General features: G+C 64.9%; 16 protein-coding genes. 9 read left to right on the forward strand and 7 right to left on the reverse strand.

Annotated features, from left to right (window positions below; genetic code table 11):
- Nucleotides 1-303 precede the first annotated feature (303 nt).
- The gene (locus tag ISM_RS02185) at nucleotides 304-1,893 is read right to left on the reverse strand and encodes an MORN repeat-containing protein (protein ID WP_083780951.1); all 1,590 of its coding nucleotides are present in this window, start codon (nucleotides 1,891-1,893) and stop codon (nucleotides 304-306) included.
- Between the two features lie 182 nt (nucleotides 1,894-2,075).
- Between ISM_RS02185 and ISM_RS02190 the strand changes: the two genes are divergently transcribed.
- Both ISM_RS02190 and ISM_RS02195 read left to right on the forward strand, forming a co-directional pair.
- Entirely contained in the window at nucleotides 2,076-3,734 is a 1,659-nt protein-coding gene (locus tag ISM_RS02190; RefSeq protein ID WP_009812467.1) for an NAD+ synthase, read from the forward strand.
- A gap of 40 nt (nucleotides 3,735-3,774) precedes the next feature.
- Nucleotides 3,775-4,788, forward strand: coding sequence for a TraB/GumN family protein (locus tag ISM_RS02195; protein WP_009812468.1), 1,014 nt, complete (start codon nucleotides 3,775-3,777; stop codon nucleotides 4,786-4,788).
- Here ISM_RS02195 and ISM_RS02200 read toward each other — a convergent pair.
- On the reverse strand, nucleotides 4,763-5,509 hold the full coding sequence (locus ISM_RS02200; protein ID WP_156783290.1) for a DUF2161 domain-containing phosphodiesterase: 747 nt from the start codon (nucleotides 5,507-5,509) through the stop codon (nucleotides 4,763-4,765). The genes ISM_RS02195 and ISM_RS02200 overlap by 26 nt on opposite strands.
- A gap of 95 nt (nucleotides 5,510-5,604) precedes the next feature.
- On the opposite strand from ISM_RS02200, the gene ISM_RS02205 reads away from it, so the two are divergent.
- Nucleotides 5,605-6,525, forward strand: coding sequence for a manganese-dependent inorganic pyrophosphatase (locus tag ISM_RS02205; protein WP_009812470.1), 921 nt, complete (start codon nucleotides 5,605-5,607; stop codon nucleotides 6,523-6,525).
- A gap of 62 nt (nucleotides 6,526-6,587) precedes the next feature.
- Here the strand turns inward: ISM_RS02205 and ISM_RS02210 are convergent, their stop codons facing one another.
- Entirely contained in the window at nucleotides 6,588-7,454 is an 867-nt protein-coding gene (locus ISM_RS02210) for a DMT family transporter (protein WP_009812471.1), read from the reverse strand.
- A complete protein-coding gene (gene mnmC2, locus ISM_RS02215) occupies nucleotides 7,451-8,131 on the reverse strand; it encodes a tRNA (5-methylaminomethyl-2-thiouridine)(34)-methyltransferase MnmC2 (protein WP_009812472.1) in 681 nt (226 codons plus the stop codon). Before mnmC2 ends, ISM_RS02210 begins: the two co-directional genes overlap by 4 nt.
- A 62-nt stretch (nucleotides 8,132-8,193) precedes the next feature.
- Here mnmC2 and ISM_RS02220 point away from each other — a divergent pair, with 62 nt between their 5' ends.
- Both ISM_RS02220 and ISM_RS02225 read left to right on the forward strand, forming a co-directional pair.
- Nucleotides 8,194-9,225, forward strand: a complete 1,032-nt coding sequence (locus tag ISM_RS02220; protein ID WP_009812473.1) for an NAD(P)/FAD-dependent oxidoreductase — start codon at nucleotides 8,194-8,196, stop codon at nucleotides 9,223-9,225.
- A 56-nt stretch (nucleotides 9,226-9,281) separates the two neighbouring features.
- The gene (locus tag ISM_RS02225) at nucleotides 9,282-9,800 is read left to right on the forward strand and encodes a L,D-transpeptidase family protein (protein WP_156783437.1); all 519 of its coding nucleotides are present in this window, start codon (nucleotides 9,282-9,284) and stop codon (nucleotides 9,798-9,800) included.
- 24 nt (nucleotides 9,801-9,824) lie between these two features.
- On the opposite strand, the gene ISM_RS02230 is transcribed toward ISM_RS02225, so the two are convergent.
- Nucleotides 9,825-10,475, reverse strand: a complete 651-nt coding sequence (locus ISM_RS02230) for a YggS family pyridoxal phosphate-dependent enzyme (RefSeq protein ID WP_009812475.1) — start codon at nucleotides 10,473-10,475, stop codon at nucleotides 9,825-9,827.
- A gap of 175 nt (nucleotides 10,476-10,650) precedes the next feature.
- On the opposite strand from ISM_RS02230, the gene ISM_RS02235 reads away from it, so the two are divergent.
- Entirely contained in the window at nucleotides 10,651-11,136 is a 486-nt protein-coding gene (locus ISM_RS02235; protein ID WP_040617779.1) for a DUF3576 domain-containing protein, read from the forward strand.
- A gap of 84 nt (nucleotides 11,137-11,220) precedes the next feature.
- On the opposite strand, the gene ISM_RS02240 is transcribed toward ISM_RS02235, so the two are convergent.
- On the reverse strand, nucleotides 11,221-12,465 hold the full coding sequence (locus ISM_RS02240) for a glycosyltransferase (RefSeq protein ID WP_009812477.1): 1,245 nt from the start codon (nucleotides 12,463-12,465) through the stop codon (nucleotides 11,221-11,223).
- A gap of 151 nt (nucleotides 12,466-12,616) precedes the next feature.
- Here ISM_RS02240 and leuS point away from each other — a divergent pair, with 151 nt between their 5' ends.
- Genes leuS through holA form a run of 3 tightly spaced genes read left to right on the forward strand, consistent with a single transcriptional unit; the run spans nucleotide 12,617 to nucleotide 16,702 of the window.
- Nucleotides 12,617-15,199, forward strand: coding sequence for a leucine--tRNA ligase (gene leuS / locus ISM_RS02245; protein WP_009812478.1), 2,583 nt, complete (start codon nucleotides 12,617-12,619; stop codon nucleotides 15,197-15,199).
- Complete coding sequence (gene lptE / locus ISM_RS02250) at nucleotides 15,186-15,680, forward strand: LPS assembly lipoprotein LptE (protein WP_040617780.1); 495 nt, start codon at nucleotides 15,186-15,188, stop codon at nucleotides 15,678-15,680. The genes leuS and lptE overlap by 14 nt, the downstream gene beginning before the upstream one ends.
- Entirely contained in the window at nucleotides 15,677-16,702 is a 1,026-nt protein-coding gene (gene holA / locus ISM_RS02255; RefSeq protein WP_009812480.1) for a DNA polymerase III subunit delta, read from the forward strand. The genes lptE and holA overlap by 4 nt, the downstream gene beginning before the upstream one ends.
- On the opposite strand, the gene ISM_RS02260 is transcribed toward holA, so the two are convergent.
- Nucleotides 16,699-17,001, reverse strand: a complete 303-nt coding sequence (locus tag ISM_RS02260) for an HNH endonuclease family protein (RefSeq protein WP_040617781.1) — start codon at nucleotides 16,999-17,001, stop codon at nucleotides 16,699-16,701. The two genes, holA and ISM_RS02260, sit on opposite strands and share 4 nt — an antisense overlap.
- Nucleotides 17,002-17,054: the final 53 nt, after the last annotated feature.

Consider the following 17,054-nt stretch of genomic DNA (forward strand, 5'->3'; position numbering starts at 1 on the left):
ATACGCAGGCCGCGCCAAATGAAAAGCCCCGAAATATTCTTCTCAGCCCTGCGGTAAGAACGGTGTTTCGGGGGCGATTTCGCCCATTTGACGAAACCAAGCGAATCGAATGGTTAATCCGTTGAAATCGCTAAAAAACGAGGGTTCGGCATCGCGTCGGCAACACGTCGGTATTACGACAGTATGGATTTCCCGATTTGCCGGTTTTGGGGATGGGTTAAGCCTGCGGGCGCAGAGGCAGGGCGGCGTTAAGCCGCCCCGTTTATCGTCGGAGGTTTGGGTCAGGCTGGTTCCTCGGGCCGATTATTCAGACGGGGCGCTGTTGGTCTCAGTCTCGGTCTCAGTCGCCTCGGCCGCCGGGTTCGGCTCGGTCGAGGCTTGGCCGTCGATGCTCTCGGCCGGGACGCCATCGGGCTCAGCCGTGGTCCCGGTCGTGGTCCCGGTCGTAGTCTCGGGCCCTGCCCCGGCCTCGGCTTCCGCCGCGCCGCCCGCCGGGGTCGCGCCGTTCAGCGCGCCTTCGTCCCAGGTGCCGCTCGCCTCTTCGCCGCTGGCATAGCGCATCGTGCCTTCGCCCTGCCGCTTGCCATTGCGGAAATTGCCCTCGTAGACATCGCCGTTGGAATAGGTCGCGACGCCTTCGCCGTTGATCTCGCCGCCGGACCAGCCGCCCGCGTATTTGAACCCGTCGGGCATGACGATCTCGCCCTGCCCGTCGCGCTGGCCTTCCTTGAAATCGCCGGTGTAGACCGTGCCATCGGGATAGGTCGCGACGCCCTTGCCATGGCGCTGGCCATCGACCCAGTCGCCCTCGTAGCGGTAGCCATCGGCATAGGTCATGACGCCCTTGCCATGGTTGCGGGCGTTCTTGAACTCGCCCTCATAGACCAGACCGCTTGGATAGGTGGCGCGGCCCGTGCCTTCGATCACGCCATCGACCCACTCGCCCTCATAGGTGGCGCCATCGGGATAGGTGATCTTGCCGGTGCCATTGGCGAGGTCTTCGGCAAATTCGCCCTCATAGACGGAGCCATCGGGATAGGTCACGCGGCCGGTGCCGGAAATCTGCCCCTCGGCCCAGTCGCCCACGTATTTATAGCCATCGGTGCCGGTGAACGTGCCGGTGCCTTGGCGTTTGTCATCGACAAAGCCGCCCTCATAGACATCGCCATTGGCATAGGTGACCTTGCCCTGCCCCTCGCGGCGGCCATTGACGAGGCTGCCCTCGTAGACATCGCCATTGGGCTGAACGAGCTTGCCCTCGCCGTCGATCTGGCCGTCTTTCCAGAGCCCTTCATAGATGAGCCCGTCGGGCATGGTCAGCGTGCCTTGGCCGTGGCGCGCGCCTTTCGACACTTCGCCCTCGTAGACCGCGCCATCGGGATAGGTGATCTTGGCACTGCCTTCCTTGACGCCCGCGACCCAGTCGCCTTCGTAGACATAGCCGCCGGGCGAGGTCATCGTGCCGCGCCCCGAATGCATCGCATTGCGGAAGCCGCCCTCGTAGCGGACGCCATTGGCATAGATCGCGACACCGTCGCCGTTGATCTTGCCGTCTTCCCATGTGCCCTCGTAGGTGCCGCCATCGGTGAAGGTGATCTTGCCCACGCCATTGGGTTTGCCGGCGGCAAATTCGCCCTCATAGACCGAGCCATTGGGGAAGCGCGCGACACCGGTGCCGCGAATCTCGCCCTCGGCCCAATCGCCGCGATATTGGTAGCCATTGGGCAGCGTATAGCTGCCGGTGCCATGTTGCAGACCGTTCTTGAACGTGCCCTCGTAGACGCCGCCATCGTCGTATTGCTTGGTCCTGATCTCGCCGTCCTGGGCCTGAGCGGCCCCGGCCGCCGCCAATGTCACGATCAGTGCCGCCCTTTGCGTCCACGCAGCTGTCATCTTGAAATCCATGCTGTTTTGCCCCGGCTGCCCGACCCCATCCACGTCGTCAGGCGTCCCTGCGAAATCTAGAGGACACATGGCTAAGTGACAACGGGGTTTTCGGAAAGTGGCTTTCCCTTGCCGGGGCTTGCCGGTAATCAAGGCGCAGGTTTTCGCCAAGTCGAGAGAGGAATGTGTGTATGTCCGACCGGTTTCGCCTGACGCTGGCCCAGCTTAACGCCACTGTGGGCGACATCGAGGGAAATGCCGAGAAGGCCCGCCGCGCCTGGCAAGAAGGGCGCGACGCCGGGGCCGATCTCGTGGCGCTGCCCGAGATGTTCATCACGGGCTACAACACGCAAGACCTGGTGCGAAAGCCGGTCTTTCATCAACATGCGATTGCCGCGATCGACCAGCTCGCGCGTGATTGTGCCGATGGCCCGGCCCTGGCCATTGGCGGTCCCTGGCTCGAAGGGGCGGAGCTGCACAATGCCTATCACATCTTGCAGGGCGGTCAGGTGTCGCGCCGGGTTCTCAAACATCATCTGCCCAATGAGACGGTGTTTGACGAGGTGCGGCTCTATGGCTCGGCCCCGATTGGCGGGCCCTATGCGGTGGACGGGCTGCGCATCGGCAGCCCGATCTGCGAGGATGCCTGGCATGAAGATGTGACCGAGACGCTGGAAGAGACCGGGGCGGAGCTGCTGCTCATCCCCAATGGGTCGCCCTATTATCGCAACAAGATGGAGACCCGGCAGAACCTCATGGTGTCGCGGGTGATCGAGACCGGGCTGCCGCTCGTCTATCTCAATCTTGTCGGCGCGCAGGATGATCAGGTCTTTGACGGCGGGTCTTTCGTGCTCAACCCCGGCGGGGAATTGGCGTTGCAGATGCCGCTTTTCCAGGAGGCGATTGCGCATCTCGATCTGGTCGACACCGGGGCCGGATGGCGGGCGGAGAAAGGCGATCTGGCGCCGCTGCCCGATGCCTGGGAGCAGGATTACAACGCGATGGTCCTGTCGCTGCGCGACTATATGGGCAAGACCGGGTTCAAGAAGGTGCTCTTGGGCCTGTCGGGCGGGATCGACAGCGCGATTGTCGCCACCATCGCCGCCGATGCCATCGGGGCGGACAATGTCCGCTGTGTCATGCTGCCGTCGGAATACACATCGCAAGCCTCGCTCGACGATGCCAAGGCGCTGGCTGAAAATCTCGGCTGTTCCTATGATTTCGTGCCGATCAGCCAGAGCCGCCAGGCGGTGACCGAGACGCTTGCGCCGCTCTTTGAGGGCCATGCGCCGGACCTGACGGAAGAGAACATCCAGTCGCGGCTTCGCGGGCTGTTGCTCATGGCGATGTCGAACAAGTTTGGCGAAATGCTGCTCACCACCGGCAATAAATCCGAAGTGGCGGTGGGCTATGCGACGATCTATGGCGATATGGCGGGGGGCTATAACCCGATCAAGGATCTCTACAAGACCCGCGTCTTTGAGACCTGCCGCTGGCGCAATGCCAATCACCGCGATTGGATGATGGGGCCCGCAGGCGCGGTGATCCCCGAGAACATCATCACCAAACCGCCCAGCGCCGAGCTGCGCGACGACCAAAAAGACAGTGATTCCCTGCCCGATTACCCGGTGCTCGACGCCATTCTCGAAATCCTTGTCGATCAGGACGGCAGTATCGAGGATTGCGTGCGCGCGGGCTTTGATCGGGATGTGGCAAAACGGGTCGAGCATCTTATCTATATCAGCGAGTACAAACGGTTTCAGTCGGCCCCCGGCACGCGTCTCACCAAAGGCGCGTTCTGGCTTGACCGGCGCTATCCCATCGTCAACCGCTGGCGCGATCCGGGCTGAGCCCCGGCGCCAGACTGCCTCGCCAAGGAGAGCCCCAGAGATGATCCGCCTTGCCACCCGTCTTGCCGAGGGGATTGCCTCTGGTCTGGCGGCGCTCAGCCTTTCGGCCACCACACTCTTTGCCGCCTGTGAGGGCACCGACCTCATCAACGCGCTGCCGGCGCATCAGAAAGAGGCGCTGGTGGCGCGCGCGGCGCAGCAGCCGCATGCGACGGGGATCTTGTGGCATGCGGTGCGGGGCGATGCGCGGATCACGCTTTTCGGCACGTTTCACCTGCGCCATGACGCGACCGAGGCGCATCTCGCGGCGCTCAGCCCGTTCATTGACGCCGCCGACGCGGTCTATCTCGAGATGTCGAACGCCGATGCCGAGGCGCTGCAGGTGGAGTTGGCCAATGATCCGTCGCTGATGTTTCTGACCGAGGGCCCGACCCTGCCCGACCTTCTGGGGGATGCGGATTGGGCGCGGCTGGCGGAAGAGTTCAAATCGCGCAATATCCCGCCCTTTATCGCCGCGCGGTTCAAGCCGATCTGGGCCGCGATGATGCTCGGGCTTGGGCCGTGTGAGGCGCAATCCGGGGCGCTCGAGGCCAAGGGGATCGACACGCTGATCGGGGCCTATGCGGCGCAGGCGGGCAAGCCGAGCCAATCGCTCGAAGACGGGGCGGCGATCTTGCGGTCACTCGACGATGTGCCGCAGGAAAAACAGCTCGACATGCTGCGGCTGTTCTTTGATCTGACCATCGACCCCGATGATCTCATGTACACGACCAAGGCGCGCTATCTGAGCCAGGAGATTGCGCTCTTGTGGGAATATTCGCGCAAAGTGTCCCTCGAAGGCGGTGGCGACAGCGCGCAGGAAGATTTCGACATGTTCGAAGAGGCGCTATTGACCGAGCGCAATCGCGACTGGGTCAGCGTGATGACCTCGGACGGATTTACCGGCGATATTTTCGTGGCGGTGGGCGCGGCCCATCTGCCGGGAGATCGCGGGGTGCTCAACCTCTTGGAAAGCAAGGGGTTTCGGATCACGCCCCTGCCGTTTTCACCTTAGGCTGCGGCGGCTCTGAGGTCGCCTCAACGGTGACTTCAACCGTCACCTCTGCCGTCACCTCTGCCGCCGTCTCAACCGCCACGGCCTGCCCCGCCGCACTCAGCCCGTAGACGCCGCGCGCCACCCTCTCGAACCAGCCATAGTGATTGGCGGCCATCATCGCGGTGGCCCGGCCAACGCCGGTGGCGCGCGCCACCTCGGCACCGCGACACGGCCCGGCCTGTGCCAGATGATCGCGCAGCCGCTGCGCATCCTGGCGGTAGGCGGTCATCACCTGGCCGCGCGTGCCACCCTGTGTCGGATCGCCCGCCCGCGCCGCAAATTCGGCCCGCAAGGCGGCCTGTTTACGCGGCGATTTGCGCGGCTGAAACGGGCCGGGATCGGCATGGACCTCGACCGTGCCATCGGCGCGCACGCTCATCACCCCGAGACCGAGCCGCCGACAGAGCCCGAGATTGCCCTTGAAGGCGCGCCAGCCCGGTTTGCCCCGCCAGCGCGGCACCGCCACATAGACCAGATCCGTCACCGATTGCCGCGCCACCGCCTGCTGTAGCAGGGTGAGCGAAAACCCGGTCTTGAGCTCGACCACCAGGGGCGCGTCATCGCCCGCGCGAAAGCCCAGCACATCGACGCTGCCGATCTCGCCCTTGACCTCATAGCCGAGGCTTTCGAGAAAGCCTTTGACCGGCCCGTAGAGATCCGTTTCTGCCTGTATCACCATGGTCGCAGTGTCGCCGCCTCCGTGCCCCGTGACAAGCCCCGCCATGCCGCTTATAAGGCGCGCGACCCCGATCTTTTTCCAAGGACTGTGTACACATGACAACCCTCGTTTTCGGCCATAAATCCCCCGACACCGACAGCACCGGCTCGGCCATCCTCTGGGCCTGGTATCTGAACGAGATCAAAGGCGACAAGGCCGAGGCCGCGCTGCTCGGCGAGCCGAACACCGAGGCGGCCTTTATGCTCAAATACTGGGAGCTGCCCAAACCGGCGATCATCGCCGACGTCAAGGATGATCAGCCCTGCGTCATCGTCGACACCAACAACCCGGCCGAGCTGCCCGCCAATATCAACGCGGCCGATATTCGCGCCATCATCGACCATCACAAGCTCGTGGGTGGGCTTGAGACCCGTGGCCCCATCGACATCACCGTGCGTCCGCTCGCCTGTACCGCCACCATCATGATCGACCTGATGGGCGACGATGCCGCCAAGATGCCCGACTGGGCCAAGGGCGTGGCGCTGACCTGCATTCTGAGCGACACGCTCGAATTCCGCTCGCCGACCACCACCGATCACGACCGCGCCACCGCCGAAAAGCTGGCCGGTGATCTCGGGCTCAACATCGGCGATTACGCCGCCGAAATGTTCGCTGCGAAATCCGATGTCTCGGCCTTTTCGGATGCCGAGCTACTGCGCATGGACAGCAAGGAATATGCCGTGGGCGACACGAAATTCCGCGTCTCGGTTCTCGAAACCACCGCGCCGAAGATCGTGCTCGACCGCAAGGCAAGCCTGATCGAGACCATGACCAGCGTCGCCGCCGAGGATGGCGTCGATCAGGTGCTGCTCTTTGTGGTGGATATCCTGCGCGAAGAGGCGACGCTCTTGGTGCCGAACGATCTGGTGAAGAGCGTGGCCGAGAAATCCTTTTCGACGCTGGTCGATGGCGACACCGTGGTTCTGCCCGGCATCATGAGCCGCAAGAAACAGATCATCCCGAACCTCGCGGTCTAATCTCGCGACCTTCGGTGAAAACGCAGCGGGCGGCCCATGGGCCGCCCGTTTTGCATTCGGTGTCAGCCCTTGACGCGTTGCCGCCAGAGCGTGAAGAGCCCCGCCGCCACGACGATACAGGCCCCCACCGCCACATTGGTGCGGATCGTCTCGGAAAAGACCGTGATGCCGATGATGCTCACGAAAACCAGTTGCAAATAAGCGAAGGGCTGGACCGCGCTGGCCTCGGCCACCTCATAGCATTTGATCAGCGTGTAATGCCCCAGCGCCCCGGTGATGCACAGCGCCCCCATCCAGCCCCAGTCCGGCCCGGTCATCGGCTCCCAGAACCAGATGCCAACGGCGGTCATCGCGACCGAGCCGACGGTGCCGGTCCAGAAAAAGCTCGTCGCGGCGCTGTCGCGGCGGGCGGCATAGCGGGTCACCAGCGCGTAGAGCGCGAACATCAGCGCCGCGATGAGAGGCACGATGGCGGCGGGTTGAAAGACGCCGAGCCCCGGTTGCAAGATCACCAGCACGCCGATGAAGCCCACGCCGATTGCCGCCCAGCGCCGCCAGCCCACATGTTCGCCGAGCACCGGCCCCGACAGCGCCGCCACCAGCAGCGGATAGGCGGCGAAGACGGCATGGGCCTCGATCAGCCCGAGCAGGGTAAAGGCGTAGATCATCACGCAGATTTCGGTGACGAGCAGAAGCGCCCGGAAGGCCTGAAACACCGGCTGGGTGGTGGCCGCCGCCTGCAGCACGCCGCCCGCCTTGCGCGCCGCCACCGCGATGACGAAGGCCGCGAAGAACCAATAGCGGATCATCACCACCATATAGACGTTATATTCCCCCGCCAGATGGCGCGAAATACCGTCCTGCACGGCAAAGATGAAGGTTGTGACAACCATCAGGAGGATGCCAAGGCGGGTGTTCTGTTCGGTCATGTCTTTGGGTTCCGGGCCACGGTCATGTGACGTTTGCGGCCATAGCCGGAAACGCGGGCGACTTCAAACCCCGCCTCAGCGAGGCCGCGGCGCACAAAGCCTGCGGCCGTATAGGTGGCGAGCGTGCCGCCGGGGGCGCTGTGGTCATGAACCGCCTGCATCAGATCGGCGCCCCAGAGCTCGGGGTTTTTGGCGGGGGAAAACCCATCGAGATACCAGGCGTCTGCGCGGCCCTGCCAGTGGGGCAGCGCGCTGCGGGCGTCGGCCTCGATCACCTGGAGCTGCATGTTGCCCGGCAGGGTGATGTCGCGCGCACCGGCCTGCCAGCCCGCGATGAGCGGCGCGGCGAGCTCTGCCAGTTCGGGGAAATGCGCCAGCGCCCGCGCCATGTCCTCGGCCGCCATCGGGAAGGCCTCGAAGGAGGTGAAGTGCAACGTGCCGGGGGCACCGGCGGCGCACCACGCCTGACAGGTGGTCAGCGCGTTGAGCCCGGTGCCAAAGCCCAGCTCGGCGATGGCAAACCCGTCGCGGAACCGGTCCGGCAGGTCATTGCCCGCGAGGAACACATGGCGCGTCTCGTCGAGACCGTTTTCGAGACTGTAATAGGGATCGTCGAAATGCTGCGAGACCGGCACATCGCCCTCGCGCCATTCAAGAACCGCCCGCTGGCCCTGCATTCCCCGATCCTCTATGACATGACAAATCGGGGCGACCATGCAGGGATGGCGGAGCATTGGCAATGGCAGAGATCACCGTGATGGGGGCTGGCGTCTTCGGTCTCTCCGTGGCTTGGGCCTGTTTGCGCCGGGGTGCGAAGGTGCGGGTGATCGACCCTTTCGGGCCCGGTGCCGGGGCCTCGGGCGGCGTGGTCGGCGCGCTCGCGCCGCATGTGCCGGAGAATTGGAACGCCAAGAAAGCCTTTCAGCTCGAGAGCCTGCTTATGGCCGAGGCCTTCTGGGCCGGGGTCGAGGAAACCGGCGGCGTGAGCCCGGGCTATGGCCGCACCGGGCGCATTCAGCCCATTGCCGATGACGCGGGCCTTGCACTGGCCCTCGCGCGGGCCGAGACGGCCAAGACGCTCTGGCAGGATCATGCCATCTGGCAGGTGATTGACGCGGACGATGCGCCCTGGGCGCCGGTGTCGCCCAGCGGCAAGCTCATTCATGACACGCTCAGCGCGCGCATCCATCCGCGCCGCGCCTGTGCCGCGCTGGCCGCCGCGATCACCACGGCGGGCGGCGAGATCCTGAGCGAAGGATCACCGCGCGGGCCGGTGGTCTGGGCCACCGGGGCGCAGGATCTGGCCGAGATGAGCGCCCAGCACAGCCGCATCGTGGGCCAAGGCATCAAGGGTCAGGCGGCGCTGTTGCATTTCGACGGGCCGACGCTGCCGCAGCTCTTTGCCGATACGCTCCATATCATCCCCCATGCCGATGGCACGGTCGCCATTGGATCGACCACCGAGCGCGAGTTTACCGACCCGACCGGCACCGACGCCCAGCTCGATGACATCATCGAGCGCGCCATGCGGGCGGTGCCGGTGCTGCATGGGGCGCGGGTCGTCGAACGCTGGGCCGGGCTGCGGCCGCGCAGCCGATCACGGGCGCCGATGCTCGGCCTGCACCCGATGCGGCCTGGCGCCTATATCGCCAATGGCGGGTTCAAGATCGGCTTTGGCATGGCGCCCAAGGCGGCCGAGCTCATGGCCGATCTCGTGCTCGACGGGCGCGACAGCATTCCGCAGGATTTCAAACCGGAGGCCTCTTTGTGACCCGAAACGACGTGACCCGAAACGACGTGATCTCAGAAAACATGACCGATTATACCGTGAGCCCCGACGATATGGTGCTCACCGCGCGCGGGCTGCGCTTTCAGGGGCGGCTCTACCCCTGCACCATCGGGCGTGGCGGGCTTAGCCGGACCAAGCGCGAGGGCGATGGCGCGACGCCGGTGGGCATTCATCATGTGGTGGGCATGTTCTACCGCGCCGACCGGATGCCGCGCCCGGCGCATTGGGCGGAGCCTACGGGGCTGCGCGATCTGTGGTCCGATGACAGCCGCGCGCCCGAGTATAATCAGCTCGTCCGGGCGCCATATGCGGCGAGCCATGAGACCATGCGCCGGGCCGATCCGCTCTATGATTTGGTGATGATCACCGACTGGAACTATCCCGAGGCCGAGCCAGAGCGCGGGTCGTGTATCTTCATCCACCGCTGGCGCAGGAAGGGCTTCCCCACGGCGGGCTGCCTCGGGCTGCGGCCCGATCACCTGTTGCAGATTGCCGGACGGATCGAGCCCGGCGCGCGGTTTGTCGTGCCGCCAATTGCGCCGCTGCTGCGGGATTAAACCGCGCCGAGCGGCGGGCAGGTCTTAGTAGGCGCGGTCACCGAAAATGGCCGAGCCCACGCGCACATGGGTCGCGCCGAGCGCGATGGCGCGTTCGAAATCGCCGCTCATCCCCATCGACAGCCCGTCGAGCCCGTTGCGCGCCGCGATCTTGGCCAGAAGCGCGAAATGCAGGCTCGGCTCTTCATCGACCGGCGGGATGCACATGAGACCACGCAGCGGCAGGTCGAGCCCACGGCATTCGGTGATGAAGGCATCGGCGTCCTTGGGCAGGATGCCGGCCTTTTGCTCTTCCTCGCCGGTGTTCACCTGAATGAAGAGATCGGGGCAATGCCCTTCTTCCTGGGCGATGCGGGCGATGGTCTGAGCCAGTTTGGGCCGGTCGACCGAATGGATCGCCTGCGCCAGCTCCATCGCCTGCCGCACCTTGTTGGTCTGCAAGGGGCCGATGATATGCAGCTCGATCCCGTCATATTTCTCGCGAAAGCCGGGCCATTTGCCCGCCGCTTCCTGCACCCGGTTTTCGCCAAAGACCCGGTGGCCCTCGTCTAGAACCTCCTCTACCCGGGCGTCGGGCTGTTTTTTCGACACGGCAATGAGCGACACGCTGCCGGGCGCGCGCCCGGCGTATTTTTCGGCCTTGGCAATGGCCTCTGTGATCTCGGACAGCGACATGTCATCCTCCGCAAATGGCATCGTGATCGGCAGGCCCCGGTGGACCGCATCCGGGGCCGCATCTAGGGTCGGGTCAATATGTGGCGCGACTGTCGCGCGGTTGCAAACACATTAACGCCTTGCCCCATGCCGCGCCGTTGGATAGTAGGGTAAGCAGGCTACAGCGGACGACCCAATGACATTTTCGACATTCAAAGCCGTCACGATTGCACTGACCTCGGCAGTGGTCCTTGTGGGCTGCGACCGGAGCAAGATCGGCCCGACCAATCCAGACGCATATACCGTAAGTGGTGGACGTGAGGCGAAAACCGGCGTCACCAGCGGCACCTCTATTCTGGACGCGTTCAAGGGCGGCAAATCGACGGTCAAGGTCAACCGCTTCCTCTGGACCGCGTCGCTTGACGTGCTCGACTTTCTGCCGGTGCAGACTGCTGACCCGTTCACCGGGGTGATTTCCACCGGCTATGGCATCCCGCCCGGCGGCGGTCAGGCCTATCGCGCCACCGTGCTGATCAGCGACCCGGCGCTCGATGCCCGCTCGCTCAACGTGGCGCTGCAGACCCGCAGTGGCCGCCCGGTCAGCGCCGCCACCCAGCGTGCCGTCGAAGATGCGATTCTGTCGCGGGCGCGGCAGCTGCGGATCAGCGCCGGACGGTATTGATCCGAGCGTGATCGGACGCGTCACCGAGATGTGATCAGAAAGACATGAGGGCGGGGATTTCCCTGCCCTTTTCATTTGAGCGCCTCAAAGCGGCAGGTCCATCACCTCTTCGACCCAGGCCAGTTGCGCCGGCAGGCAATGCGATTTGAGATCATATTGCCCGACCACCAGATCGCGCGCCGCCGCGCCGAGCCGGGCGCGCGCCTCGGCATCGTCGAGCAAGCCGCAGATCTCGGCGACCAGCGCCTCGCGGTCGAAGAAATTCGCCAGATGCCCGGTCTCGCCATGGCGGATCACCTCGCGCACCGGGGCGGTGTCACTCGCCACCACCGCCGCGCCACAGCCCATCGCCTCGAGCAAGGACCAGCTCAGCACGAAGGGATAGGTGAGATAGACATGCAGCCGTGAGAGCTGCAGCAGATGGGTGAACTGATCATGCGGCACCCGGCCCACGAAATGCACCCGCGCCCAATCGGCATCGGGGATCTGCGGGCGGACCTCGTCGCGGAAATGCGCCTTCCAAGTGGTGCCCTTGGGCGGCTGCGCGCCATAGCTCACCTCGTCGCCGCCGACGATGATCACCCGCGCGCGCGGTCGGTTGCGCAGGATCTGCGGCAGCGCCCGCATGAAGACGTGATAGCCGCGATAGGGTTCGAGATTGCGATTGACGAAGGTGATCACCTCGTCGGCGCGGCTCAAGGGCGGGTGGCCCTTGAGGGTGAGCGTCACATCTGGATCGGGGCGGCTCTGGCCGGTGTCGATGCCGTCATGGATGACCCTGATGCGGTCGCGGAACTCGGGCGGGAAGGTGTCGGCCTGAAACCGCGTCGGGCTGATCCCGGCATGGGCCTGCGGGAAATGCAGGTGGTTGTTGAGGTTCTTGAGCCGGATGCGCAGCGGGTCGAGCTCGGGGTCGGGCGTCGAGAACTCGGGGTCGAAATTGAGATGCGGATAGCCCGCCTCGTGATAGAGCTCGCAATAGAGCGCCAGCCGCGCCCCGGGCCACAGATCGCGCAGGAACATCGGCTCGCCCCAGCCGTGATGCGCCAGGATGAGATCGGGCGCATAGCCCGCGTCGCGCATTTGCCGCGCCGCGCGATAGCAGGCCTCGGCGCGGGTCACCTTGGTGTCGAGATCGACGAGCCAGGGATGCACCGCCTGCGCCTTGCGCGCCCGCAGCCGATAGGGCACCAGCTCGACCCCCTGCCAGACGCCCGGCTCCTTGGCGCGCAGGGTGAGCGCCCGGCACTCATGCCCGGCCGCCGCCAGCGCCGGCGCGAGATGCTTGTACTGACCGGGGAAATTCTGGTGAATGAAAAGGATTTTCAACTGACAAGCGCCTCACAAGGGGATTTCGCCGACTATAGGGGCGAGAATTGGTGCTGAAAAGCGCCGCAACCCTGCCTTCGTGCTGGAAGTTTGCGCCCCCGCCCCCTATCACCCTTGCCAACACCAGAATCTGAGTAGAAGGGCAAACTCCATGCCGTATTCCGCAGCCGAGATCGAAGCGAAATGGCAATCCGCATGGGATGAGGCGGGGCTGTTCCGGGCCACCCGCTCGGAAGACCGTCCGAAATACTATGTGCTCGAGATGTTCCCCTACCCCTCGGGGCGCATCCATATGGGCCATGTGCGCAACTACACGATGGGCGATGTGATCGCGCGCTACAAGATCGCCACCGGCCATAACGTGCTGCATCCGATGGGCTGGGACGCCTTTGGCATGCCCGCCGAGAACGCCGCCATGGCGAGCGGCGGCCACCCCAAGGACTGGACCTACGGCAACATCGCCACGATGAAGAAGCAGATGAAGCCGCTCGGCCTGTCGATCGACTGGAGCCGCGAGTTTGCCACCTGCGATCCGGAATATTACGGCCAGCAGCAGGCGCTGTTTCTCGACTTCCTCGAAAAGGGCCTCGTCTATCGCAAGAACGCGGTGGTGAACTGGGACCCGGTGGATATGACCGTGCTTGCCAATGAGCAGGTGGAAAACGGGCGCGGCTGGCGCTCGGGCGCACTGGTCGAGCGGCGCGAGCTGACCCAGTGGTTCTTCAAGATTTCCGACTATTCGCAAGAGCTGCTCGAAGCGCTCGACACGCTCGAGCATTGGCCCGCCAAGGTGCGGCTCATGCAGGAGAACTGGATCGGCCGGTCGCGCGGGCTGCAGTTTTCCTTCTCGCTCATTGACGGGCCGGATGGGATGGACCGGGTCGAGGTCTATACGACCCGTCCCGATACGCTCATGGGGGCGTCCTTTGTCGGCATCTCGCCCGATCATCCGCTGGCGCGGCGTCTTGAGGCCGACAACGAAGCTCTCGCCGAGTTCAACGCCGAGTGCCGCCGCATGGGCACCTCGGAAGAAGAGCTTGAGAAGGCCGAGAAACGCGGCTTTGACACCGGGCTGCGGGTGCGCCATCCGCTCGACCCGGCGTGGGAGCTGCCGGTCTATGTGGCGAATTTCATCCTGATGGATTACGGCACCGGCGCCATTTTCGGCTGCCCGGCCCATGACCAGCGCGACCTCGATTTCGCCCGCAAATACGCGCTGCCCGTGGTCTCGACCTATGCGCCTGTCGCCGCCGAAGACGGCTTTGCCCTGCCCGAAGAGGGCGGCGCGGCCTATGTGCCGCAAAAGACGGAAACGGTGAACTATATCAAGGGCTTTGCCGGCGACGCGCAGCAGACCGGGCTGGAAGGCATCGACGCCGCCATCGCCTTCTGCGAGGCCAATGGCATCGGTCAGGGCGTGACCAAGTTCCGCCTGCGCGATTGGGGCCTGTCGCGGCAGCGCTATTGGGGCTGCCCGATCCCGGTGGTCCATTGCGACAGCTGCGGCGTGGTGCCGGAGAAGAAAGAAAACCTGCCCGTCCGCCTGCCCGATGATGTGAGCTTTGATCAGCCCGGCAACCCGCTCGACCGGCATCCGACATGGCGCGATTGCGCCTGCCCGAAATGCGGCGGCGCGGCCCGGCGCGAGACCGACACGATGGACACATTCGTCGACAGCTCGTGGTATTTCGCCCGTTTCACCGCGCCCCGTGCCGAGACGCCGACGGTGATGGAAGAGGCCGAATATTGGATGAATGTCGACCAATATATCGGCGGCATCGAACATGCGATCCTGCACCTGCTCTATTCGCGCTTCTTCGCGCGGGCGATGCAGATTTGCGGCCATCTGCCGGAGAAGAGCATCGAGCCCTTCAACGCGCTCTTCACCCAAGGCATGGTGACCCACGCCATCTATGAAAACGCCGAGCGCCGCGCCGACAATGGCCGCCCGCTCTATCACTATCCCGACGAGGTCGAGGAGCGTGACGGCGCGGTGGTGGTCAAGGAGACCGGCGAGGCGGTCACGGTGATCCCCTCGGCCAAGATGTCGAAATCGAAAAATAACGTGGTCGACCCGGTGAGCATCATCGACGCCTATGGCGCCGACACCGCGCGCTGGTTCGTGCTGTCCGACAGCCCGCCCGAGCGCGATGTCGAATGGACCGCTGCCGGGGCCGAGGCCGCGTTCAAACATCTGACGCGGGTCTGGAACCTGAGCGAGCGCATCGCCGAGATGGAGGACGCGCCCGAGAGCGACGCCGACAAGGAGCTCTTGCGCGAGATGCACAAGGCGATCCATGACGTGACCATGGGCGTCGAAAGCTTTGGCTTTAACGCGGCCATCGCCAAGCTCTATGCCTTCACAAACACCTTGTCGAAATCCAAGGCCGGGGCCGCCACCCAGCGGCAGGCGATCCGCACCCTCGCCCAGCTCATGTCGCCGATGACGCCGCATCTCGCGGAAGATGTCTGGGCGCGCCAGGGCGGCGAAGGTCTCTGCGCGGCGGCGACCTGGCCGGTGGCGGATGAGGCGATGCTCGTCTCCGACACGGTCACACTGCCGATCCAGATCAACGGCAAGCGCCGGGCCGAAATCACCGTGCCCGCCGATATGGACAAGTCCGAGGTTGAAAAAGCCGCGCTGGCGATGAATGCTGTGCAAAAGGCGCTCGATGGCGCCGCGCCGAAGAAAATCATCGTTGTGCCGGGACGGATCGTCAATGTCGTCATTTAACCGCCGTCAATTCTGCGCCCTTGGCCTCGGGTTTCTGGCCATGGGCTGTGGCTTTACCCCGGTCTATGGGCCGGGCGGCGGCGGCGCAGCGCTGATTGATGCGGTGGCGGTGGATGCGCCCAAGTCGCGGCAGGATTACCTCTTTGTGCGCACCATGGAGGAACGGCTCGGCCGCGGCTCCAACCCGCGCTATGGGCTGTCCTACAAGATCGACTTTGGCGAAGAGGCGGTCGCCATTTCGTCGAGCAACGTGACCACCCGCTACAATGTGATCGGCCGCGTCACCTATGCGCTGCGCGATCTGCAAACCGGCGAGGTCGCGGCCTCGGGCAAGACCCAGAGCTTTACCAGCTATTCCGCCTCGGGCAGCACCGTCGCCACCCAGGCCGCACAGGATGACGCGGGCGAACGGCTGATGATCATCCTCGCCGATGATGTGACCACCCGCCTCGGCGCGGCGCTGACCGCGCCCGCCTCATGAAGCTCGCCCCGCGTGACGCCGCGGGCTATTTCGCGCGTCCCGATGCAGGCAAGACCGGGCTGCTGATCTATGGCGCCGATGCGATGCGGGTGGCGATGCGCCGGCAAGAGGTGATCAAGGCCCTCATCGGCCCGCAGGGCGAAGAGGAAATGCGCCTTACCCGGATGCCCGCCGCCGATCTGCGCAAGGACCCGGCGCTCTTGCTCGATGCGATCAAGGCGCAGGGGTTTTTCCCCGGCCCGCGCGTGGCCTTTGTCGAGGATGCGACCGAAACCGCCGCCCCGGCCATTCTGGCGGCGCTGGAGGATTGGGCCGAGGGCGATGCCCAGATCATCGTCACCGCCGGCACGCTCAAACCCACGTCAAAGATCCGCAAGGCCTTTGAGGGGCACAAAAACGCCTATGCCGCCGCGATCTATGACGACCCGCCGTCGCGGGCCGAGATCGAGGCCGAGCTGAGCCGCGCGGGGCTCGGCAATGTGCCGGGCGAGGCGATGACCGATCTGGTGGCGCTCTCCAAGGCGCTCGATCCCGGTGATTTCCGCCAAACGCTTGAAAAGCTGTCGCTTTACAAGCTCGGTGATGACAGCCCGCTGTCGAGCGAAGACATCCAGAACTGCGCCCCCGGCTCGACCGAGGCCGAGACCGATGACGTGCTGCATATCGTCGCCGAAGGCCGCTCGCAGGAGATCGGCCCGGTGCTCAAACGGCTCAAGGCGCAAGGGGTGCAGCCTGTCGGGCTCTGCATCGCGGCGACCCGGCATTTTCGCACGCTCTATACCGCCGCCTCCGATCCCGGCGGCGCGGCGCAGGGCATTGCGCGGATGCGGCCGCCGGTCTTTGGCCCGCGCCGCGACCGGATGCTGCGGCAGGCGCAGGGCTGGGGCGCGGCCAAGCTTGAACAGGCGCTGTCGATCCTGCTCGAGACCGATCTGACGCTGCGCTCGGCGGGCCGGGTGGCCCCCGATATGGCCCTCGTCGAACGGGCGCTGATCCGGCTGGCGATGCTGGCGCGGCGCTAACGCAACCGCCGCCGCCCCGGCGTTTTCGAGCGAAACCCCGGTGGCCGTTTGGCCACCCAGCGGATGAATTTCGCAAGCCTCGGATGGGCGCGCAAGGCCTCGATCGTGTGATAGTCGCGGGCGAGCTCGGCCTCGGTCAGGCTCGCGTGGATTTCATTGTGGCAAATCTGGTGCAGCCGCACCACCGGCCCGCCCTTGCCGCCTTTGAGCCGCGGCACGAGGTGATGCAGGCTCTGGGCCACGTCCCCGGGCAGGGGGCGGCCACAGAGCGGACAGATCGGATCAGACGTATCACTCACTTGATCACCAGCGCAGTTCCGGGCAAGAGATTGTGCTAGGACAGCGTAACAAG

This window comes from Roseovarius nubinhibens ISM (assembly GCF_000152625.1).
GTDB lineage: Bacteria > Pseudomonadota > Alphaproteobacteria > Rhodobacterales > Rhodobacteraceae > Roseovarius > Roseovarius nubinhibens.